At 69.9% G+C, this 21,522-nt stretch carries 18 protein-coding genes, 1 tRNA gene and 2 pseudogenes; 14 read left to right on the top strand and 7 right to left on the bottom strand.

All coding sequences use genetic code 11. The features are described 5' to 3' along the window. Window positions 1-120 precede the first annotated feature (120 nt). The 4 genes and pseudogenes from LOZ83_RS20225 to LOZ83_RS20240 form a co-directional block, all read left to right on the top strand. A pseudogene (locus tag LOZ83_RS20225) lies at window positions 121-1,611 on the top strand (FtsK/SpoIIIE domain-containing protein); the annotation flags it as partial. A gap of 141 nt (window positions 1,612-1,752) precedes the next feature. Next, a complete protein-coding gene (locus LOZ83_RS20230) occupies window positions 1,753-1,983 on the top strand; it encodes a hypothetical protein (protein ID WP_236792417.1) in 231 nt (76 codons plus the stop codon). 438 nt (window positions 1,984-2,421) lie between these two features. Continuing rightward, window positions 2,422-2,850 (top strand): annotated as a pseudogene (locus LOZ83_RS20235) (recombinase family protein); the annotation flags it as partial. Window positions 2,851-3,172: 322 nt separating this feature from the next. Further along, on the top strand, window positions 3,173-3,439 hold the full coding sequence (locus LOZ83_RS20240; protein WP_236793556.1) for a hypothetical protein: 267 nt from the start codon (window positions 3,173-3,175) through the stop codon (window positions 3,437-3,439). Here LOZ83_RS20240 and LOZ83_RS20245 read toward each other — a convergent pair. Then, window positions 3,421-3,504, bottom strand: a tRNA-Leu gene (locus tag LOZ83_RS20245). The two genes, LOZ83_RS20240 and LOZ83_RS20245, sit on opposite strands and share 19 nt — an antisense overlap. 195 nt (window positions 3,505-3,699) lie before the next feature. Here LOZ83_RS20245 and LOZ83_RS20250 point away from each other — a divergent pair. The 7 genes from LOZ83_RS20250 to LOZ83_RS20280 all read left to right on the top strand — a co-directional run bounded on the left by LOZ83_RS20250 (window position 3,700) and on the right by LOZ83_RS20280 (window position 12,367). Then, entirely contained in the window at window positions 3,700-4,866 is a 1,167-nt protein-coding gene (locus tag LOZ83_RS20250) for a thiolase family protein (protein ID WP_236792418.1), read from the top strand. A 72-nt stretch (window positions 4,867-4,938) separates the two neighbouring features. Further along, complete coding sequence (locus LOZ83_RS20255) at window positions 4,939-5,505, top strand: TetR/AcrR family transcriptional regulator (RefSeq protein WP_236792419.1); 567 nt, start codon at window positions 4,939-4,941, stop codon at window positions 5,503-5,505. A gap of 9 nt (window positions 5,506-5,514) precedes the next feature. Further along, a complete protein-coding gene (locus tag LOZ83_RS20260) occupies window positions 5,515-5,820 on the top strand; it encodes a hypothetical protein (protein ID WP_236792420.1) in 306 nt (101 codons plus the stop codon). A 99-nt stretch (window positions 5,821-5,919) separates the two neighbouring features. Beyond that, the gene (locus LOZ83_RS20265) at window positions 5,920-6,357 is read left to right on the top strand and encodes a response regulator transcription factor (protein WP_236792421.1); all 438 of its coding nucleotides are present in this window, start codon (window positions 5,920-5,922) and stop codon (window positions 6,355-6,357) included. A gap of 25 nt (window positions 6,358-6,382) precedes the next feature. Then, window positions 6,383-10,822: a HAMP domain-containing protein gene (locus LOZ83_RS20270; RefSeq protein WP_236792422.1), complete on the top strand. Its 4,440-nt coding sequence runs from the start codon at window positions 6,383-6,385 to the stop codon at window positions 10,820-10,822. 65 nt (window positions 10,823-10,887) lie between these two features. Then, on the top strand, window positions 10,888-11,253 hold the full coding sequence (trxA, locus tag LOZ83_RS20275) for a thioredoxin (RefSeq protein ID WP_236792423.1): 366 nt from the start codon (window positions 10,888-10,890) through the stop codon (window positions 11,251-11,253). 67 nt (window positions 11,254-11,320) lie between these two features. Beyond that, window positions 11,321-12,367, top strand: a complete 1,047-nt coding sequence (locus tag LOZ83_RS20280) for a zinc-binding dehydrogenase (RefSeq protein ID WP_236792424.1) — start codon at window positions 11,321-11,323, stop codon at window positions 12,365-12,367. Window positions 12,368-12,374: 7 nt separating this feature from the next. Here LOZ83_RS20280 and LOZ83_RS20285 read toward each other — a convergent pair whose 3' ends face one another. Together LOZ83_RS20285 and LOZ83_RS20290 are read right to left on the bottom strand one after the other, a co-directional pair. Further along, window positions 12,375-13,499: an NAD(P)/FAD-dependent oxidoreductase gene (locus LOZ83_RS20285; protein ID WP_236792425.1), complete on the bottom strand. Its 1,125-nt coding sequence runs from the start codon at window positions 13,497-13,499 to the stop codon at window positions 12,375-12,377. 2 nt (window positions 13,500-13,501) lie between these two features. Continuing rightward, complete coding sequence (locus LOZ83_RS20290; RefSeq protein WP_236792426.1) at window positions 13,502-14,170, bottom strand: TetR/AcrR family transcriptional regulator; 669 nt, start codon at window positions 14,168-14,170, stop codon at window positions 13,502-13,504. Window positions 14,171-14,294: 124 nt separating this feature from the next. On the opposite strand from LOZ83_RS20290, the gene LOZ83_RS20295 reads away from it, so the two are divergent. Continuing rightward, entirely contained in the window at window positions 14,295-15,044 is a 750-nt protein-coding gene (locus LOZ83_RS20295; protein WP_236792427.1) for a metallophosphoesterase, read from the top strand. Here LOZ83_RS20295 and LOZ83_RS20300 read toward each other — a convergent pair. The 3 genes from LOZ83_RS20300 to LOZ83_RS20310 form a co-directional block, all read right to left on the bottom strand. Beyond that, complete coding sequence (locus LOZ83_RS20300; protein ID WP_236792428.1) at window positions 15,025-15,903, bottom strand: SAM-dependent methyltransferase; 879 nt, start codon at window positions 15,901-15,903, stop codon at window positions 15,025-15,027. The genes LOZ83_RS20295 and LOZ83_RS20300 overlap by 20 nt on opposite strands. Before the next feature lie 65 nt (window positions 15,904-15,968). Next, window positions 15,969-16,574 carry a hypothetical protein gene (locus LOZ83_RS20305; RefSeq protein ID WP_236792429.1) on the bottom strand — a complete coding sequence of 202 codons (606 nt, stop codon included), beginning with the start codon at window positions 16,572-16,574 and terminating at the stop codon, window positions 15,969-15,971. Continuing rightward, window positions 16,571-17,548 carry an Lrp/AsnC family transcriptional regulator gene (locus LOZ83_RS20310; protein ID WP_236792430.1) on the bottom strand — a complete coding sequence of 326 codons (978 nt, stop codon included), beginning with the start codon at window positions 17,546-17,548 and terminating at the stop codon, window positions 16,571-16,573. The genes LOZ83_RS20305 and LOZ83_RS20310 overlap by 4 nt, the downstream gene beginning before the upstream one ends. Window positions 17,549-17,640: 92 nt before the next feature. Between LOZ83_RS20310 and LOZ83_RS20315 the strand changes: the two genes are divergently transcribed. Then, window positions 17,641-19,011 carry an MFS transporter gene (locus LOZ83_RS20315; protein WP_236792431.1) on the top strand — a complete coding sequence of 457 codons (1,371 nt, stop codon included), beginning with the start codon at window positions 17,641-17,643 and terminating at the stop codon, window positions 19,009-19,011. A 4-nt stretch (window positions 19,012-19,015) separates the two neighbouring features. After that, window positions 19,016-19,942: an MBL fold metallo-hydrolase gene (locus LOZ83_RS20320; RefSeq protein WP_236792432.1), complete on the top strand. Its 927-nt coding sequence runs from the start codon at window positions 19,016-19,018 to the stop codon at window positions 19,940-19,942. Here LOZ83_RS20320 and LOZ83_RS40465 read toward each other — a convergent pair. Then, window positions 19,923-21,443 (bottom strand): CHAD domain-containing protein, encoded by a 1,521-nt coding sequence (locus tag LOZ83_RS40465; protein WP_236792433.1) that lies wholly within the window; start codon window positions 21,441-21,443, stop codon window positions 19,923-19,925. The two genes, LOZ83_RS20320 and LOZ83_RS40465, sit on opposite strands and share 20 nt — an antisense overlap. Between the last annotated feature and the right edge of the window lie 79 nt (window positions 21,444-21,522).

Here is a 21,522-nt window from a genome sequence, read left to right on the forward strand (position 1 = left end):
AGCTCCCCTTTCGACTTGACGACCACTAACAGGCCACGGGCACGAAGTGTTCGTGACGCGTGTCGAACCGTGCCGAGTGCGACTCCGTATTCCAAGGAGAACCGTTGTTCGGCCGGAAGTGCCTTCCGGGACGCGAAGCTGATCGGCAAGGACGAGTCGCTCCGGCTGGTCCAGCGTGCCTCACGCGTGGGCGCCGGCTGGGCGATCACCGTCGATCTTCCGGCGACCCGCAAGGCCATGGATGTGATCAAGCATCGGGATGCGCTGGCGGTGGACGAGGTGCAGCTGATCGTTGAGCGAGTGCGGGGGAGCGGCGGACACGCCGGGCGAGTGTTCCTCTGGGTCGCTGACGTGGATCCCTACTCCGGTCCGCCGCGCCGGACGCCGTTGCTCGACGTCGAGTGGTGGGACGCCTGGCGGGCAGTGCCGTTCGGCCGAGATGCCCGGCAGCGCCGGATCGATCTTCCGTTGGTGTGGACCTCCCTCCTGATCGGAGCGATTCCCCGACAGGGCAAGACAATGGCGGCGCGCCTCGCCGCTGCAGGCCTGATCCTGGACCCACACACGCGGCTGTATGTAGTCGACGGCAAGGGCGGTAAGGACTGGAAGGCCGTCGAAAATGTGGCGCACCGGTTCGTCTACGGCGACAAGCTGCACCATGTCGAGCAGGTGCGTGACTACCTCGTTGAGCTGGTTGCGGAAGTGCAGGCTCGGTATGCGCGGATGTCCGCTTTGGACGACGAGATCCGCCCCGAATCGAAGATCACTCCGGCGATCTCGCGAGACCTCGGATTGAACATGCCGATCACGGCTGTGGTGATCGATGAGGTCCAGGTCTTCTTGGAGAACCCCGAAAAGATTCTGGTGGGCGGGAAGAAGACGACGCTCGGTGAGTACATTGTGGACCTTCTCGCGTACCTCGCCTGTAAGGGGCCGGCGGCCGGGATCGTGGTCGTTCTTGCCACGCAGCGACCGGACTCACAGACGATCCCCTCGCGGCTTCGGTCGGTGCTGGGCTCGCGGTTCGCGTTGCGGGTGATGGACTGGCGTGACTCGAACATCGTGCTCGGGGAGCAGATGAATACCCGCGGCTACGACGCATCCGCACTGCTACCGCGACACAAGGGTGTCGAGATCTTGCGCCCAGACGGTGATATGGACGCGGGAGCAGACTCGCTGGCGGTCACGGTGTGGACGGACTACCTCGCGAACGCTGAATGGCAGGAGATTTGCGCGCGAGGGCGAACGCTTCGGGAGTCGGCCAGAACGCTGTCGGGGCACGCAGCCGGCGATGACGCGGCGCGCGCGATCGACTCGGCGGCCGTGGTGGTGGCGATCGGAACGAGCGAACGTCCCGTCGATCTGCCTGAGCCGTTGGCCTCGGTCGTGGAGTACCTCGGTGACGAGATCGACGAGCGTGACTTCGTGCCCACGGCCGAGCTGGTCGACGCGCTGGAGGTCGAGCCGACCGCGTTCGGACAGCAGATGGGTGAGCTGGGGTGCCGGCCGGTGCGGCAGTACGTCCCAGCAGAGGACGGTGAGGTTCGGCGCGTCCGCGGGTACCTGGTCGATCAGATCAAGGCCGCCGTTGATGAAATCAGCACATCATGAACGGGCAAGACGAGCCTGTCACGGTGCGCGTTCCGAGCGAGCTACCTGTCCTTACGCCGGAGGTTTGCCGCATACTACTGGACATACTGATCGAGCTGACCGAGGTTCCGGTCCTGGATGGACCTCGGGAGAGGGGGTCTGATGAGTGTTGAAATCGACAGCGACCCGTGGGCCACGCTGGACGAGCTGCTCGGCGTCGACGTCGCCGAACCGGTGGACGAGGGGATCGGCCCGGTGGGGTTCTACGGGCGTTGCTCGACCGAGGACAACCAGGACCCGGAGACCTCTCACGGCTGGCAGTTGGGCAACGCCCAAAAGTTCGTCGAGCCTCTCGGCGGGCGCATCGTCGCGGACTACTTCGACGTTGGTTAGTCCCGATCTGCGCCGTGGGAGCGGCGCGGGGAGGCGGCTCCGACTCCTGGCCGCGCTGAAGGACCCTGGCCGCGGATGGAACGCTCTCGTCGTCGGGGAGGGGACGCAGTGCTGGTTTGGGAATCAGTTCTCGTTGATCGCGCCGAAGTTCGCCGCATACGGGGTCGATCTGTGGGTGCCGGAGCTGGGCGGGAAGTTCGATCCGCGGAACCCGTCGCACGGCGATGGACGCCCCGGTGATCAACGAGGGGCGGCATCAGGGCGGCCGCCCGCCGTACGGGTACATGGTGGTCGATGGCGGGCAGCACCCGAACCCGCGGAAGGCGGCAGTAGGATATCGACTGCGGGTCCTGGCGATCGACGAGGCAGCGGCCGAAGTGGTCCGGCGCATCTGCGGAGTACCTGGCGGGCAAGGGTGATCGGGCGATTGCGAACGGTTTGAACCGTGATGGCATCGCCTGTCCATCGGCGCGGCGGCCGGAACAGAACCGGCACCGGTTGGGCGATGGCTGGCAGGGCAACGCAGTTCGAGTGATTCTGGAGAATCCGCGGTACACGGGGTATGCGTTCTTCGGCCGGTGGACGAAACAGGAAACGCTGTTGGACCCGGAAGACGTGTCGGCCGGTCATGTTGTGCGGTTCCGGCGGTCGGAGGCCGAGCGAGTCGTCCGGTCCCGAGTCCCGGCGCATCCGGCGATCATCTCGGTGGAGACGTTCACGGAGGTGCAACTGCTGCGTCGGTCGCGGGCGGCTGGCGGTCTGGATGCTCGCCGGAAGCCGGAGCGCGGTCCGAAAAGGACCAAGAAGGTCTACGCGCTGCGAGGTCGGGTGCGGTGCGGATACTGCACGCGGCGGATGGAAGGCACGCCGCGCGAGAGTCGGATCTACTACTGCTGTGCGGCGCGGACCATGGTTCCGAACTCGCCAGCCTTGGAGGGGCATCCCAAGAACGTGTACCTGCCCGAGAGCGCTGTGATCGAGCCGGTGAACGTGTGGCTGGGCGAGGTGTTCGACCGGGACAACCGGGACCAGACGGTGGAGGCGCTGATTGCGTCCCAAGGTGGGGCGGCCGAGTCGGGCGTGCGTGAGGCGGCACAGAAGCGGCTCGACGCGGCGGAGGCGAAGTTGAGGAGGCTCCGGTCAGCGATCGAGGCGGGAGTTGATCCGGTGGCTCTGGTGGAGTCGATCAATGACCGCGCAAGCGCAGCGTGTCGCCGCGCGAGCCGAGCTGGACGGGACGCCCGCGCCAAACCTGCTGGCGCCCGCCGAGGTACACGCCATGATCGACTCATTCGGCGATGTGGGCCGGGAGCTGAACAGAGCCGAGCCGGAGAAGCTCCAGCAGCTCTACGAGAAGCTGGACTTAGAGATGGTCTACCAACATGAAGAACGGGCGGTGGATGTCTCCATCCGTCCCGCCCGTAGGGTTTGTGCCGGTGTCCGAGGGGGGACTTGAACCCCCACGCCCGTTAAGGGCACTAGCACCTCAAGCTAGCGCGTCTGCCATTCCGCCACTCGGACTTGCTGGGAAACAGAGTAACCCACCGAGGAAGCCCGGGCGCCGAGGGGGTGGTGACGAACGGTGAGAGCCAGCTGCGATATAAGCATCGGCCCGTCACGGAATGTGGTCGGCGAAGCCAGCACCACGGGAGAGTTGTGAAATCCAACTGACGAGGGTATACCGGGGAGTAGCTTCTCGAACTCCTAGGAGGGACCATGCGGGACGCGGTCATCGTCGATGCGGTGCGGACACCTATCGGTAAGGGAAAGCCCGGGGGAGCACTCGCCGGCATCCATCCCGTCGACCTGCACGCACACGCCATCCGCGCGCTGGTCGAGCGCACCGGCATCGAACCGGCGCTCATCGACGACGTGATCAGTGGTGCGGTCGGGCAGATCGGCGAGCAGAGTATGAACACGGCCCGCTGGGCGGCCCTCGCGGCGGGACTGCCCGAGTCGGTCCCGGCCGTCACCGTCGACCGCCAGTGCGGCTCGTCCCAGCAGGCGATTCACTTCGCGGCGCAAGGGGTGCTCGCGGGGGCCTACGACATCGTCATCGCCTCGGGGATCGAATCGATGAGCCACGTGCCGATCGGCAGCCAGGCCGCCGGCCAGGACTTCCTCGGCTCGGCAGTCGCCGCACGGTACCCGGAAGGGCTTGTCCCACAAGGGATAAGCGCGGAGCTGATCGCCGACAAGTGGCACCTTTCCCGCACCCAACTCGACGAGTTCGCCGCGGAGAGTCACCGGCGCGCGGCGGCGGCGTGGGCCGACGGGCGGTTCGCGAAGGACGTCGTACCCCTGAACGGCGTGACACAGGACGAATCCGTGCGGCCATCGACGACCGTCGAGGTCCTGGCCGGACTCAAGCCCGCCTTCGAGGCCGACATCTGGCACCAGCGCTTCCCCCAACTGGACTTCAGGGTCACCGCCGGCAACTCCTCGCCGATCAACGACGGCGCCTCCGCGGTCCTGATCACCAGCAGCGAGACGGCACAGCGCCTCGGCCTCACACCGCGCGCCCGGCTGCACAGCTTCGCCGTCGTCGGGGACGACCCGCTGTTCATGCTCACCGGCATCATTCCCGCCACGGCCAAGGTCCTCGACCGCGCCGGACTGTCCTTTTCGGACATCGACGCGTTCGAGGTGAACGAGGCGTTCACGAGCGTCGTCCTGGCGTGGCAGGCGGAAACCGGCGTGGATCTGTCCAAAGTGAACATCAACGGTGGCGCCACGGCGATCGGGCACCCGCTCGGCGCGAGCGGCGGCCGCCTGATGACGACGTTGCTGTCCGTCCTCGAACAGCGCGAAGGACGTTACGGCCTGCAGGTCATGTGCGAGGCCGGTGGTCTCGCGAACGCGACCATCATCGAACGTCTGTAAACGCCGCTGTCGTAGCCGGCAAGCATCACTCCTGGTACTGTACGAAACAGTTTCGTTCACCAAGGAGTGCTGATGCCGCGCGGAACCGCCCGGGAGGACGCGATCCTCACCGCCACCCTCGACGTGCTGGGGGAGGTGGGCTACGACCGGATGACGATGGACGAGATCGCCGCCCGGGCGCGGGCCAGCAAGGCCACGATCTACCGCCACTGGCCCGGAAAACCGGAGCTGGTGGTCGCGGCCGTCCGCAACCGGGCCGGTGGCCCGGCCGCCGCGCCGCCCGACACCGGCGACCTGCGCGAGGACCTGTTGGCCGTGCTGACCGCGATGCGGGCGAGCCTCACCGGGCAGGACTCGGCCCTGATCCTCGGCCTGATGATCGCCATGCGGCGCGACGCGGGGCTGGCCGAGGTCGTGCGAGCCCAGGTCGTCGACGACAAGGGTGAGGTGTTCGGCGCGGTGCTGGACCGGGCGGTCGCGCGCGGCGACCTGCCCGGCGGGACCGATCACACCCTGTTCGTCGAGATCAGCTCGGCGATGCTCTTCTCCCGCCTGTTCATCACCGGCCTCCCGCTCGACGACACGTTCCTGCGGCATCTCGTCGACGAGGTGCTGCTTCCCCTGCTGCGACGGTGCTGAGGAGTTCTCGTGTGGCAGACGATCGTGCTGAGCCTGCTCGCCGGCCTGGTCGGCGGCAACGCGCTGCCGCATTTCCTGCGCGGTATCACGAAACGCCGCTATCCCAACGTGATGGGCAACGGCCCGGTGCCGAACCTCGTCGCCGGGTGGGCCGGGCTCGTGCTGGCCGCGTTGCTCGGCTACTGGGCGGGCCCCGGCGCCCATCCCGCGCCGGCGTTCGCGGGCGTCGCAGTGGGCGTGCTGCTCATCGGCCTGTTCCACGCCGGGCCGGGCGCGTTCGGGCGGCGTGACGAAGGCCCGGGCGCGCCGGGATGAGCCGCCAGAATTCGCGCCCCCCGAATGGGGGTCGTTATGCTCCGGGGAGCCGAATTAAACTCCGGGGGCCTGCGACTTGCGCAGCCAGGAGATGATGTGGTGAGTTCCTCACCGAGCGCAACCGGACCGATCCGGCTGCTTCTCGTCGAAGACCACGCTCAGGTGGCGATGGCGCTGGATGCCGCGTTCGAGACCGTCCCCGACATCGAACTCGTCGCACGCGCCCGGGCCATCGAGGAGGCCGTCTCGGCGACCGGCGAGCACCAGCCCGACGTGGTGCTGCTCGACCGCAGGCTGCCCGACGGCGACGGGATCGACGCCATCGGCCGGCTGCACGAGCAGAGCCCCGACAGCCGCATCCTGGTGTTCACCGGCGGGGCCGACCGCACGGTCGCCGATCGGGTCGCCGCGGCGGGCGGTGCCGGGCTCCTGCTGAAGGCGGGGCTCCTGGAAGACCTCCTCGACACGATCCGGCGGGTCGCGGCCGGCGAGGACTCGTTCGACGTCGACCTGCCGGGACGGCCAGCCCGCCGCTGAAACCCGGCACCAGAGAGGTGCCCCCATGACGACACGTGACACGGCGATCAGACGCGCCAGCGACCCCATCGACGACGGGCGCCTGCAGCAGCTGCTCGACGGGCTGAAAGCCGTCCGCGACGGGGACTTCAGCACCCGCCTGCCGCAGGTCGGGGACGTGCTGCTGGACGAGATCGCCGTCGTGTTCAACGGCATGGTCGACCAGCTCGCGCTGTTCACCTCGGAGGTCACCCGGGTCGCCCGCGAGGTCGGGACCGACGGCAAGCTCGGCGGCCAGGCGTCGGTGCCGGCGGTGTCGGGGACCTGGAAGGACCTCACCGAGTCGGTGAACGCGATGGCGGGCAACCTCACCGCGCAGGTCCGCGACATCGCGAGCGTCGCGACGGCCGTCGCGAAGGGCGATCTGACCCAGAAGATCACCGTGCACGTGAAAGGTGAGCTGCTGGAGCTGAAGAACACCATCAACACGATGGTCGACCAGCTCTCGTCGTTCGCCGACGAGGTCACGCGTGTCGCGCGGGAGGTCGGCAGCGAGGGGCGGCTCGGCGGTCAGGCCGAGGTCCCCGGGGTCGCCGGTACCTGGCGGGATCTGACGACATCGGTGAACTTCATGGCCGGCAACCTCACCGCGCAGGTGCGGTCCATCGCGGAGGTCACCACCGCGGTCGCGAAGGGTGATCTGACGCAGAAGATCACGGTCGACGCCCGCGGCGAGATCCTCGAACTCAAGTCGACCATCAACACCATGGTCGATACGCTGTCGTCGTTCGCGGACGAGGTCACCCGGGTCGCGAAAGAGGTTGGTACAGAAGGGATCCTGGGCGGTCAGGCGCAGGTGCCCGGGGTCGCGGGAACCTGGCGGGACTTGACGACGTCGGTGAACTTCATGGCCGGCAACCTCACCGCCCAGGTCCGCTCCATCGCCCAGGTCGCCACCGCGGTCGCCCGGGGTGACCTGTCCCAGAAGATCACGGTCGACGCGCGCGGCGAGATCCTCGAACTCAAGTCCACGATCAACACCATGGTGGACCAGCTGTCGTCGTTCGCGGACGAGGTCACGCGAGTGGCACGGGAGGTCGGTACGGAAGGCCGGCTCGGTGGTCAGGCGGACGTGAAGGGTGTGTCGGGCACGTGGAAGGGCCTGACGGAGTCGGTGAACGTGATGGCCGACAACCTCACCGACCAGGTCCGTTCCATCGCCGAGGTGACGACCGCGGTCGCGCGGGGCGACCTGACGCAGAAGATCCGGGTGGACGCGCGCGGCGAGATCCTGGAACTCAAGGACACCATCAACACGATGGTCGGCCAGCTGTCGTCGTTCGCGGATGAGGTCACCCGGGTCGCGCGAGAGGTCGGTACGGAAGGCCGCCTCGGCGGTCAGGCGGACGTGAAAGGTGTGTCGGGTACCTGGAAGGGCCTGACCGAGTCGGTGAACGTGATGGCCGACAACCTCACCGACCAGGTCCGCTCGATCGCGTCGGTCGCGACGTCGGTTGCCCGCGGTGACCTGTCGCAGAAGATCACCGTCGAGGCCAAGGGGGAGGTCGCCGGGCTGGCCGACACGATCAACACGATGGTCGACACGCTCTCGGCGTTCGCGGACGAGGTCACGCGTGTCGCGCGCGAGGTGGGTACCGAAGGCATCCTGGGCGGCCAGGCCCGGGTGCCGAACGTCGCCGGTACCTGGAAGAGCCTCACCGACAACGTGAACTCGATGGCGAACAACCTGACCAGCCAGGTGCGGTCCATCGCCCAGGTCACCACCGCGGTCGCCCGCGGCGAGCTGAACCAGAAGATCGACGTCGACGCCCGCGGCGAGATCCTCGAACTGAAGACGACCATCAACACGATGGTCGACACGCTGTCGTCGTTCGCCGCCGAGGTCACCCGCGTCGCCCGCGAAGTCGGGAAGGAAGGCCGGCTCGGCGGGCAGGCCGAGGTCGAAGGCGTGTCCGGCACCTGGAAGCGGCTCACCGAGAACGTCAACGAGCTCGCCGGGAACCTGACCCGCCAGGTCCGCGCGATCGCCGAGGTCGCCAGCGCCGTGGCCACCGGCGACCTGACCCGGTCGATCTCCGTCGAGGCCAAGGGCGAGGTCGCCGAGCTGAGCGACAACATCAACGCGATGGTCCAGTCGCTGCGCGAGACCACGCGCGCCAACGAGGACCAGGACTGGCTGAACAAGAACCTGGCGCGGATCTCCGGGCTGCTGCAGGGGCACCGGGACCTGCGCACCGTCGCGCAGCTGATCATGAACGAGCTGACGCCGCTCGTCGGCGCCCAGCACGGCACGTTCTTCCTGATGGATCCGGGCGAGCCGGTGCTGAAGCTGATCGCCGGGTACGGGCACGCCGCCACCGGCCTGGTCACGTTCGATCTCGGCCAGTCGCTGATCGGGCAGGTGGCCCAGACGAAAATCCCGATCGTGGTGGACGAGACCCCGCCCGCCTACGTCAACATCTCCTCGAGCCTCGGGCAGGCGCCGCCGGTCAACCTGATCGTGCTGCCGATCGTGTTCGAGGACCAGGTGCTCGGCATCATCGAACTGGCGTCGTTCAGCCGGTTCACGCCGGTGCAGCGGGACTTCCTCGAGCAGCTGATGGAGAGCATCGGCGTCAACGTCAACACGATCATCGCCAACGCGCGCACCGACTCGCTGCTGGAGGAGTCGCAGCGGCTGGCGGGTGAGCTGCAGACGCGGTCCGGTGAGCTGCAGGCCCAGCAGTTCAAACTCCAGTCGTCCAACGCGGAGCTGGAGGAGAAGGCCGAGCTGCTGGCCCGGCAGAACCGCGACATCGAGATCAAGAACTTCGAGATCGAGCAGGCGCGGCAGGAGATCGAGGAGCGCGCCCAGCAACTCGCGCTCGCGTCGAAGTACAAGTCCGAGTTCCTCGCGAACATGTCGCACGAGCTGCGGACACCGCTGACGAGCCTGTTGATCCTCGCCGGGGTGCTGGCGCAGAACTCGACGCAGAACCTCACCGCGAAGCAGGTCGAGTTCGCGAAGGTCATCCAGTCCGCGGGTACCGACCTGCTGCAGCTGATCAACGACATCCTCGACCTGTCGAAGGTCGAGGCCGGGAAGATGGCCATCCACACCGAGCCGGTGCCGCTGCCGCAGCTGCTGGAGTACGTGCTGACCACGTTCCGGCCGCTGACCGCGGAGAAGGGGCTCGACTTCGACGTCACCGTCGCGTCGGAGGTGCCCGACGAGCTGTCCACCGACGAGCAGCGGCTGCGCCAGGTGCTGCGGAACCTGCTGTCCAACGCGGTGAAGTTCACCGAGCGGGGCCGGGTGGAGCTGCGGGTGCGGGTGGTCGAGAACGGCGAGCGGTGCGTCGAGTTCGCGGTGCTGGACACCGGGATCGGCATCGCGAAGGAGAACCTGGAGACGATCTTCGGCGCGTTCCAGCAGGCCGACGGCACCACGAGCCGCCGCTACGGCGGTACCGGGCTGGGGCTGTCGATCAGCCGGCAGGTCGCGAACCTGCTCGGCGGTGAGCTGCGGGCGGACAGTGAGCTGGGCAAGGGCAGCGCGTTCACCCTGACGCTGCCGGTCACCCCGGTGCTCGTGGCGGGTGTGGGTGAGCCCCGCCCGCGGATCGACGCCGAGCCGCAGCGGCGCGTGCTCGTCGTGGAGGGGCCGGACAACCGGCTGCTTACCCTGCTGGTGCGGGAGTTCGTCGCGGACCTCGCGGACACCGGCGAACCGGTGCACATCGAGTCGGTCACCACCCCGGACGAGGCCGTGGAGGCGCTGGCCGAGCGGGAGCACCGGTGCGTGGTGCTCGACGCGAGCCTGCCCGGCGCGTCGGCGCTGACGTTCCTGCAACGGCTGGGCGACAGTGACCGGGACGACGCGGTGCCGGTGCTGGCGCACCCGACCCGCAAGATCATCCCGGCACAGGAACGGCTGATGGAGGCGCACACCCGTACGCATCTGGTGGAGATGCTGCCGTCGCTGGACAAGCTGCGCGAGCGGTTCCTGTTGCTGCTGGGCGAACCGCACGGGCTCGACCCGGCCATGATCGAACCGCAGCCCACCGCCGAGATCGTGCCCGCCGGCGCGGAGGGCGACGGCCCGCCCGGGCTGGTGGGGCGCAAGGTGCTGCTCGTGGATGACGACGCCCGCAATGTCCTTGCCATCGCGGGGATCCTGGAGCTGCACGGGATGGTGGTCCGGCACGCGCCCAACGGCCGCAAGGGAATCGACGAGCTGCTGGCGAGCCCGGACGTCGACCTGATCCTGATGGACGTGATGATGCCGGAGATGGACGGCTACGCCACCACGGCCGCGATCCGGGAGATGCCGCGGTTCGACCGGCTGCCGATCATCATGGTCACGGCCAAGGCGATGGCGGGGGACCGGGAGAAGAGCCTGGCCTCGGGCGCGAGCGACTACGTGACGAAACCGGTCGCCCCGGACGAGCTGCTGACGTGCATCGGCCGCTGGCTGGCCGCGTGACCGGAATTCCCCGGCGGGGCCGGCCGTTGTACGACTAGTCGTTTCCCAGGCGCTAGGAGAATGCAGTGGCAACGGTCGAGCTGACCAAGGAGAACTTCGACGAGACGGTCGGGCAGGACGGGATGGTGCTCGTCGACTTCTGGGCGTCCTGGTGCGGGCCGTGCCGGATGTTCGCCCCGGTGTACGAGAAGTCGTCCGACAAGCACGAGGACGTCGTGTTCGGCAAGGTCGACACCGAAGCCCAGCAGGAGCTGGCGTCCGCGTTCGGCATCTCGTCCATCCCGACCCTGATGATCGTCCGTGACGGCGTGGTGCTCTACGCGCAGCCGGGCGCGCTGCCCGAGCCGGCGCTCGAAGAGCTGATCGGGAAGGCCCGCGAGGTCGATATGGACCAGGTTCGGGCCGAAGTGGCCAAGCAGCAGCAGTCCTGACGCTGCCGGTCGTGCTTGCGGTGTAGACAGGGGACACAGCGCAGGCACGACCCGAGGGGCTTTGGGAATGGCGACGATGCTGGCCGGACGGCTGGAGATCAACCCGCGCAAGTTCGTCGTCCGCGAGGTGCCCGTTCCCGAGCCCGGCCAGGGTGAGGTGCGGATCAAGGTCAAGGCCGCGGGGGTGTGCCTGTCCGATGTGCACCTGATCGACGGCAGCCTCTCCCCACTTTTCCTCGACGGGCCGGAAGTGACGCTGGGGCACGAGGTCGCCGGTGTCATCGACGCGATCGGCTGTGGCGTGCCGGACAGCTGGCAGGAGGGGCAGCGGGTCGCGCTGCAGGCGGGGGAACGGTGCGGGCGCTGCGAGAACTGCGTGCGCTTCCGCGACTCGTGCTTGCAGGTGCGCACCCGCGGCGTCGACTACGACGGCGGCTGGGCGGAGTACGCGCTCGCCAGCCAGCACACGCTCGTCCCGCTGCCCGATGACCTGCCGTTCGACCAGGCGGCGATCGTGCCGGACGCGGTGTCCACGCCGTGGGGTGCGATCAGCGGGACGGCGCAGGCGAAACCCGGCCGTCCCGCGGGAGTCTGGGGTGTGGGCGGGCTCGGCGCGCACGCCGTGCAGCTGCTGCGGCTGATCGGCGCCGCGCCGATCATCGCGGTCGATCCTCTTGCGGTGGCCCGGGAACGGGCGCTGGAGTTCGGTGCCGACGCCGCGTTCGACTCGGCCGAGGAGGACCTGGTCGCGAAGGTGTTCGCCACGACCGGCGGCGGGCTGCGCACCGCGTTCGACATGGCCGGGGTGGCCGCGGTGCGCGAGCAGGCCGTCAGGTGTCTCACCGCCGGTGGCAAGCTCGTGCTCGTCGGCCTGACGCCGCAGCCGCTGACGATCAAGCACAGCATCCCGCTGAGCTTTCTGCACCAGCAGATCCTCGGGCACTACGGGTCGGGGCCTGGTGATGTCGAGCTGCTCATCGAGCTGGCGCGGCACCACCGCATCGAGTGGAGCCGGTCGATCAGCGGTCACCTGCCGCTGGCCGAGGCCGCGGAAGCCGTGGATCGCCTGACCCGCAAGGAAGGCGACCCGATCCGCCTCATCCTCGAGCCGTAGATACTGGTCAGGCGGCGGTGAACATCTCGACGACGGTGCGCGGGGCGTCGGCGGTGAAGATCAGGTCGAGTCCTTGCACGGAGCCGGCGGCTGCTTCCGCCGCGCGGGCGAACATCGGCTCTTCGTAGGCGGCCAGCGCGGCCTCGGTGTCCCCGGGATGCTGGGCGAGCGCGAGGCCGAGCTCGGCGCCGTCGGTCAGGGCGATGTTCGCGCCCTCCCCGGCGAACGGCGACATCAGGTGCGCGGCATCACCGAGCAGCGTGACGCCCGGGACGCGGTCCCAGCGGTGCCCGACCGGCAGCGCGTGGATCGGGCGCGGGGTCAGTGTGCCGTCGGCGTCGCTGATGAGCGCCCGCAGATGCCCGGCCCAGCCGTCGAATTGCCGGAGCACGGCGGCCTTCGCCGCGGCGGCGTCGGTGAAGTCGATGCCGGCGAGCCAGTCCTCGCCGACACGAACCGCGGCCGCGGCGTGGACGCTGCCGTCGGGCTCGCGATGCCCGAGGAATCCCTTGTTGTCGCCGAGGACGAAGAACATGCCGTTGCCGGCGACCTCGGCGGCGCCCGGGTGCCGCGTGTCGGCGTCAACGAGATCGAGCTCCACAAAGGACACTCCGGCATATGCGGGTACCGAGGTGGACACCAGCGGCCGGATCCGGGACCAGGCCCCGTCCGCGCCGATCAAGAGATCCGTCGTGAACGAGGTGCCGTCGGCGAGGGTGACCTCGTGGTGCCCGTCCACCGGGCGCGCGCCGGTCACCTTGGCGCCCCAGCGGACCATGCCACCGGGCAGCGATCCGAGCAGCAGGTCCCGCAGCCGGCCGCGTTCGATCTCCGGGCGGCCGCCGGTGCCGTCGTCCTCCTCGCTGAGCTGGACGACGCCGTGCTCGTCGAGGATGCGCAGCGCTTCGCCGCCGGCGTAGACCCGCGCCCGGAACTCGTCGTACAGGCCAGCGGCCCGCAGCGCGGCCTGGCCGGTCTCTTCGTGAATGTCGAGCAGGCCGCCCTGGGCGCGGGCGGTGGGCGAATCCGACAGCTCGAAGACGGCGGCCTCGATGCCGTGCACGTGCAGGACGCGCGCCAGCGTGAGGCCGCCGAGCCCGCCGCCGATGATCGCGATGGGGTGGTGGTTCATGGTCAACTCCTTGGGGTGTAGGCGATTCCGTTGATCAGGACGCGGAAGCCCCAGCTCAGGCGTTCCGCCGGGGCGCCGGACAGCAGGTCGGTGCCGACCGCGGCGATGTGGGGATGGGTCGATGACACGTCGCGAAGGACCTGGCCGAAGGCGCTCCAGTCCTCTTCGGGCGCTTCGTCGTTGTCACGCGCGTGCTCCGCGGCGGTCGACGTGCCGAGTTGCAGCAGGATGTCCACGCCCCAGGCCGCCTGCGCGGGCGGGACACCGCCCTCGTCGAGCAGCGCGAGCACGGCCTCCACGAGTTCGAAGTAGTGCGTGCCGCTGGGGCGCGCGACCAGCGCGGAGCGGGCCAGACCGGGGTGGTCGAACAGGACAGCGGTGTAGGACGCGAGGACTTCGATGAGGCGTTCGCGCCAGTCACCCGTGGCCCGCGCCGGGCTCAGGTCGACCGTCCCGAGCAGCTCGTCGAGCACGGCCGCGTGCAGCTCGTCGGTGTTGGCGAAGTAGACGTACAGCGAGGCGGGCCCGGTGTCGAGTTCCTGCGCCAGGCGGCGCATGGTCACCTTCTTCAAACCTTCGGCCCGCATGATCCCGACCGCGCAGGCGACGATGCCGTCGCTGGTTAGGGCCGGTTTGGCGGGCCGCTCGCGGCGGCTTCGGGAGGCTGTCATGTCACCACTGTAGCGAACATGTTCGTTACGAACAAGTTCGACACGAACGTGTTCGTACCAGTCGGATGTCCTAGGCTGTCCCCAGGCTCTTCCTGGCTGACCACGGACTTCCCCGGAGGCGACCATGATCGTGCTGGCCCACCTCAGTGACACCCATCTCGACGGCAGGGAGCAGCGGGCCGAGCGGACCAGGAGGGTGCTCGACTACGTCAACACGCTCCCGGGGCCGGTCACCGCTGTCCTGGCCACCGGCGACCTCGCCGACCACGGCACGCACACCGAGTACGAAGAGGTGCGCAAGGCGCTGATCTCGCCGCACCCGCTGTTCACCTGCCCCGGCAACCACGACAAGCGCGAGCCTTACCGCTCCGTGCTGCTCGGCGAGCAGGCCGGCGGCGGCCCGATCAACCGGGTGCACCGCCTGGACGGGGCGGTGTTCGCGATGTGCGACTCGTCGATCCCCGGCCGCGACGACGGGTTCCTCGACGACGAAACCCTCGCCTGGCTCGACGACGTCCTGGCCGCCACGGACGCGGACACCCCGGTCTTCGTGTGCTTCCACCATCCGCCGGTCCGGCTGTACAGCCCGTACCTCGACGAGATCCGGCTACACGGCGAGGACCGCCTCGCGATGCTCATCCGGCGCTACCCCCAGGTCGCCGCCGTCCTTTGTGGACACGCGCACACGGCGGCGGCGAGCACGTTCGCCGGGCGGCCGCTGCGGGTCGCGCCCGGCGTCGTGTCCACTCTCAAACTGCCGTGGGAGCACGGCGACCTGCTCGACTACGACCAGCCGCCGGCCATCGCCTTCCACGTGCTGGACGACGAGCGGCGGCTGACCACGCACTACCGCGTCATCCCCGGGTCGCGCTGAACAGCCACATCCCCCGGTCCGGTCCGGCCGCCCCGCAGAAGTCCGGCCGGGGGCGGCCGTGCCGGACCAGTTCCGCGTCGACGTCGGTGACCTCGGCCGTCCAGCCGTGGCGCGCGACCCACGCCGCGGGCTCGGCGCCCGGCCCGGGCCGCATCAGGTTGGCCATCATCATCGCCGAGATGCGTTCGGCCTCGTCGGTCGCGAGGGAGGTCAAGGTGGGCTCGTCGATGACGTGCGGCGGGTAGTCGGCGACCAGCCACGCCCGGTCGCGTGACTGCTCGCTGATCCTGGCCAGCAGCCGGTCGCTGTCCTCGGTGGCGAAGTACATCAGCAGGCCCTCGGCCACCCAGATCACCGGCGCGTCCGGGGTGAACCCCGCCGCGAGCAGGTCCCCGGCCCAGTCGGCGCGTGGTTCGGCCGCCACCGGCACGCGCCGGCAGGTGGGCTCGGCCCGGTGCCGGGCGAGCACGGAGTCCTTGAAGTCGAGCACCGAGCGGTTGTCCAGCTCGAACACGACGGTGTCGGCGGGCAGGCCCAGCCGGTACGCGCGGGTGTCCATGCTGGCGCCGACGAGCACCACCTGCCGCGCGCCGTCGCGGACCGCGCTCAGCACGTGCTCGTCGAAGAACGGCGTGCGCGCGGCGCAACACGCGGAATACAGCTGCCACAGCGGCGAAATGCGGTCGTCGTCACGCGCCATCCCGATGCGGGGCAGGCCGTCGCCAGCGAACGCGGTGGCCTCGGTGACGAACGGTCGCGCCCACGGGTCGTCGAAAAGCCGGTCGGGCCGCGCGGATTCCTGCGCGCGGGCATAGGCCGTGAGCAGCGCGGTGGCACGCACGCCTTCCGGTGCGCTCACCCGTGCCACACCTCTCGTCCCTGGTTCCGAGTCGGAATCACCGGGGGCACGATAGCGAACGGCGCTCAGCCGGCCGCCTGCCTGCCTTCGGTGAAGAAGGTGACCAGGTCGTCGAGCTCGTGCACGGCACGGGCCGCGCCGAAGGGCGCGGTCCAGAACGGGCCCTGCCGCGGCTGGTGCGGCCCGATGTAGGCGTAGGGCTCGGCGAGGTAGCCGTCGCCGGGGGAGACACCGTAGTTGATCTCGTCGACGGTGATGGCGAGGTCGAAGTGCTCGGGCCACAGCACCGGTTCCTGGCCCGGCGCGAACCGGCGCAACGCCTCGTCCGCGGCCGCGAAGGCGGAGAGCACCGTCCGCAGCGCCGGGGGGTCGAGCATGATCCGGTCGCCGGGCTCGGCGCCCGACCCGTCCTCGTACACCCCGGCCGGCGCGCCGGCCTCGACCCCGGCTGCCGCCGCGACCTCGGCGAAAGTGGCTCCGTTGAGCGGAATCCGCTGATCCCTGGCCGTCAGGTGATCGCCGGCGACGCGCAGCGCGGGTGCGACCGTGGTGCCGAACCCGCCGGGTGTGGCCCGCAGCCGGATCTTGCCGCATGCCCGGTACTGGGGCCCGGCGAGCAGCAGTTCGGCGACTCCGTGCAACGACTTCCGGGTGGCTTCCGTCGCGTTCATCGGACTCCCTTCGCCGCGCTCACCGTAGTCGTCGCGGCGCGCTTCACGGTACGGATGACCGGCGCGGTCTCGACGTGCCCGATCCCGTCGATCGTGGCGATCGTGCCGGACAGGTAGGTGTAGAGCGCGTCGACGTCGCGGCAGACGACGCTGGCGAGCAGGTTCGCCGGGCCGGTGGTGGCCGCGACGAGCGCCACTTCTTCTTGCCCCGCAAGGGCTTCCGCGACCGGCACCAGCTGCGGCTGGCGCACCGAGAGCCACAGCAGCGCCTGCGCGTGGAAACCGAGCGCTGCCGGGGTGAGATCGACGTCGAAGTAGAGCACGCCGTCCCGGCGTAACTGGTGCACCCGCTTGCGTACCGTCGCCTCGGACTGCCCGGCCGCGGCCGCGAGGTCCGCGAACGACGCCCGGCCGTCCTGAGCCAGCTCGGCGAGCAGCCGCTCGTCACCGGTGAGGTCGACCGGTCCGGTGCTGGGGTCCTGCCGCGGGGTCAGGCGGTCGATCTGGTCCTCGCTCAGCGTGGTGGCGCGCCCCTGCCAGCCGACCGGGCCGCCGACGAACGTGCGCAGCAGGCAGTGCGCCGAGACCGCCACGACCCGCGGCGTTCGCGGCAACTCCTGTAGCAGCAACGCATCCGGCGCGTCCGTGGCGCGGGCGCGGGTCACGCACACGATCTCCGTCCCGCCCGAGGTCAGTTGTACCCACGAGGTGTCCGTCCTGGCGGCGAGCGCATGCGCGACCTTGAGCGCGGCGTCCGGTGTCGCGCGCAGGCGCACGAACCACTCGACCTGCCCCACCCGCCGCGGCGCGGTCCGCCCGATCACGCGCAGGCCGTGCTCCTCGCGCAGCCTGCGGTAGCGGCGGGCGACGGTCTGCTGCGACGTGCCGAGTACTTCGGCGACCAGCGTGAACGGCGCCCGGCCGTCCACGTGCAGCGCGTGCACCAGTCCCCGGTCGAGCTCATCCAATGGCATGAATCGAATACTAACGCCGAAACTATGGAGGATTCCAGTCAGAAGTACCCGATTCATGGTCTCCGTTGGCACCGAAACGTAGCTTCGCGGTCATGACCGAAACCCTCTACCGGTGGCGCTGGGCCGCACTGGCCGCGCTGCTGGTCGCCGAGGCCATGAACCTCCTCGACGCGACGATCGTGCAGGTCGCCGCCCCGGTGATCCGGGCCCGGCTGGGCGCGACCGACGCGCAGCTGCAATGGCTGACCGCCGGCTACACGCTGCCGTTCGCGCTGTTGCTGATCACCGGTGGTCGCCTCGGCGACATCCTCGGCCGCCGCCGCGTGTTCGTCGCCGGGATGGCGCTGTTCGTGCTGTGCTCGGGCCTGTGCGCCGCCGCGCCGGACGCCGGGGTGCTGCTCGCGGCGCGGGCGGTGCAGGGGGCGGGGGCGGCGCTGATCATCCCGCAGACCTTCGGTCTCATCCGCGCGATGTTCGCCGGCGCCGAACGCGCCAAGGCCCTGGGCACGATCGGCCCGGTGATGGCGCTGGCCGCGGTGTGCGGGCCGCTGTCCGGCGGCGCGCTCACCGGCGCGTTCGGCTGGCGGTCGGTGTTCCTGGTCAACGTTCCGCTCGGGCTGGCAGTCCTGCTCGCGGCCCCGCTCATCCTCGATGACCGCTCGCCGCGCCGCCCGCGCCTGGACGTCGGCGGGACCGTGCTCGCCGCCGTCGCCACGGGTGCCCTGATCTTCCCGCTGGTGCAGGGAAACGACGCGGGATGGCCGGCGTGGACGTGGCTGTGCCTGGCGGCCGGCGCCGTCCTGTTCGTACTGTTCGCCCGCCGCCAGGTCCGGACCACCGCGGACCCGCTCGTCGAGCGCGGCCTGTTCACCGACCGGGTGTTCCCGGCGTCGCTCGCGGGCTCGGTGTTGTTCTTCGCGGTGATGAACGGGCTGATGTTCGTGCTCGTCGTGTTCCTGCAGTCCGCGGGCGCGAGCGCGTTCCACGCGGGTCTGTCGATGCTGCCGTGGTCGGCGGGTCTCGGCGCCGGTGCGCTGCTCACCGGGGCGGTTCTGTTGCCGCGCTTCGGCTCACGCGTGATCCGCGCCGGGGTGGTGCTCCTGGTGCTCGGGCTTGCCGGGACGGCGGCGATGATCACCGCGCCGGGCGCGGGGCCGGCTTGGTACCTGGCCGCGCCGCTGTTCGTCGCCGGGCTCGGGCTCGGCGTGTTCACGGTGCCGTTCTTCGACAACGCGCTGTCGCGGATCGAGCCGCACGAGACGGGTTCGGCCTCGGGCCTGCTCAACGCGGTGCAGCAACTCGGTGCCACTGCGGGAGTCGCGGTCCTCGGCGCGCTGTTCTTCCAGGCGGGACCACCGGTTCAGGGCGTGCGGCTGGCGCTCGGGGTCGCGGTCGCCTTGTCGGTGGGCGTCTTCGCCCTGACGTACCCGATGCTCTCCCGCACCCGCGTGACTATTCTCTAGCGCCATGGGGCAGCTGCGCGAAATCGTCGACGGTGTGTATGCCTGGGTGCAGCCGGACGGCACGTGGTGGGTGAACAACGCGGGCGCGATCGCGGGCCCCGGCGGTACGGTCCTCGTCGACACGTGCGCCACGGCCGAGCGCACCCGCCGGTTCCTCGGCGCGGTCGCGGACGCCACCGGGGACGACACGCCGCGCTGGGCGGTCAACACGCATCAGCACGGCGATCACACCTACGGCAACAGCCTGTTGCCGGACTCGACGGTGCTGATCGGGCACGAGGCGATGCGCGCCGGGCTCGCGGCCGACCCGATCATCCTCGGCTGCCCGCCGTTCTGGTCACCGGTGCCGGATTGGGGTGCGGTGACCCGCCGCGTGCCCGACACCGTGCTGCGGTCGGAGCTGACGCTCTACAGCGGCGAGCGGCGGGTCGAGTTGCGCCACCCCGGCTACCCGGCGCACACCACCGGCGACGTCGTGGTGTGGCTGCCCGCGGAGCGGGTGCTGTTCAGCGGCGACCTGATCTTCAACGGCCTCACCCCGATGATGGGCATGGGCTCGATCGACGGCGGGCTGCGGTCGCTGGAGTGGCTGGCCTCGTTCGGCGCCGAGCACATCGTGCCCGGGCACGGCCCGCTGCTGACCGGGGCCGAACTGCCGGGCGTACTCGAGCGGCTGGAGCGGTACTACCGGTTCGTGCGGGAGACCGTCGCGGACGGTCGCTCCCGTGGGCTGACCCCGCTCGAAGCCGCGCAGGACCGCGACCTCGGCGAGTTCGCGGACTGGCCCGACAGGGAGCGGCTCGTGCTCAACATCCACCGCGAGTACGCCCTCGCCGACGGCACGGACGGCAACCTCCTCGAAGCGTTCACCGACGCCGTCACCTGGAACCACGGGCCGCTCGCCACATCGGTCAACGAACCAGCGAGCTGAACCGGCCGGCCCGCGCGACGAACGTCTTCACGGCGGCCGTCAGGTCGTGGCGCGCCTCGGCCTCGTGGCGGATGAACCCGGCGAGCAGTTCACCCATCGCCAGCAGGGTCGCCGCGGGAGGCGGGCCCGCGTCGAGCATCTCCTGCGCGTACACCCGCAACGTTTGGCTCTGCACCTCACCGTCCTGGAAGGCGCCGAGGACATCCTGCAGCCGCTTGAGATCCTTCAGCACACTCCGGTACACCGCCGGATCGCACACCGGCCGGAACACCTCCAGCGCGTAGCGCAATTCCTTGCAGCGCTTGCGCAGATCGTGCACCTGCTCGGCGGGCGACTCGGGGGTGAGGGCCTTCGCCCGGCTCTTCACGTGTTTGGCCAGGCGCCGCAACCGATCCGTGGCCAGCTCGCCGACCGTGGTCTTCGCCCGGCCGGACTCGGCCACCGTGGTCAGCGTCGCGCGCCAGCCGTCCATCAGCTTGACGAACCGCTGCGCGCGCAGGCCTCGGGCGAGCGTCTTGTGTGCCGTGTCCTGGTGCCGCCGCAGGTGTGCCTCGAACGGGGCGAGGTCTTCGGGTTCGCCGACGGTCAGGGTGCGCGCGAGGGCGTCGAACTCGAGCAGGTACACGTCGAGGTCGCGGCTCGGCGTCGTGAGGTCGCCCAGCTCCTTGAACCTGGGCTTGTACCGCGTGGCGAGCTCGTCGGGCAGCACGTCGCCCGCGATCTTCAGCAGGGACCTGGTGCGCCGCACCGCCACCCGTAGCTCGTGCAGGTACTCGGGGTCGATGTCGTCCACGGTGCCGTCGACGTTCGCGGTGATCGCATCGGCGAACCCCAGCAGCGCGGTCGCCACCGCCGTGTCGGCCGGCATGCCCGGCGTGATCTCGAACCCGGGCTTCTCCTCCGGCAGCTCGCAGGCCCGCAGCAGATCGTCGTACTCGGTGCTGCCGGCGCGCTCGAACTCGCCGGTCCCCAGCAGGATGCGGACGACCTCCTTGCCGTCGCGGCGGCGCCCGGCCGCGGGACGGACCGTCACGCGCGCCAGGGGCCCGGTCCGGACGGGATGGACAGCGGTCGCCTCGGCCCATTCGATCCGGCCGGCCTCCTCGCCCTCGGCGTCGCTCAGCACGATCTCGCGGAACATGGTGCGGCTGCGGACTTTCGGGGCGATCGCACGGACCCACATCGCGTCCGCGACGGCGTCCCGCACCGCGCCTTCGGGCAGCGCCTCGACCCGCGCGGGCCAGGCCGGTGGTTCGGTGAGCTTCACCGAGTGCGGCGCCAGCACGAGCGAACCGGACCCGGACGCGCCTTCGTGGGTCAGGACCAGGCCGCGGCGGCGCAGCCGCCAGTCCACTGTGTCCAGATAGGACGCGGTGCGCACCCGGCGCGGGCCGAAGGTGAGCTTGTAGTGCTCGGTGATCGCGGCCAGTGCGCGCTCCAGCTCGGCGGGTTCGCCGCGGGTCGGGCGTCCCCGCCAGCGCAACGTCAAGTCGGTCGGCACAGCAGCGTTCTCCCGGATCGGCGACAGAATAGATCAGTATAATCAAACCGAAACCATCTGTTCACCTCCGATTCGCCTA

Source organism: Amycolatopsis sp. GM8, from assembly GCF_021653975.1.
Taxonomy (GTDB): Bacteria; Actinomycetota; Actinomycetes; order Mycobacteriales; family Pseudonocardiaceae; genus Amycolatopsis_E.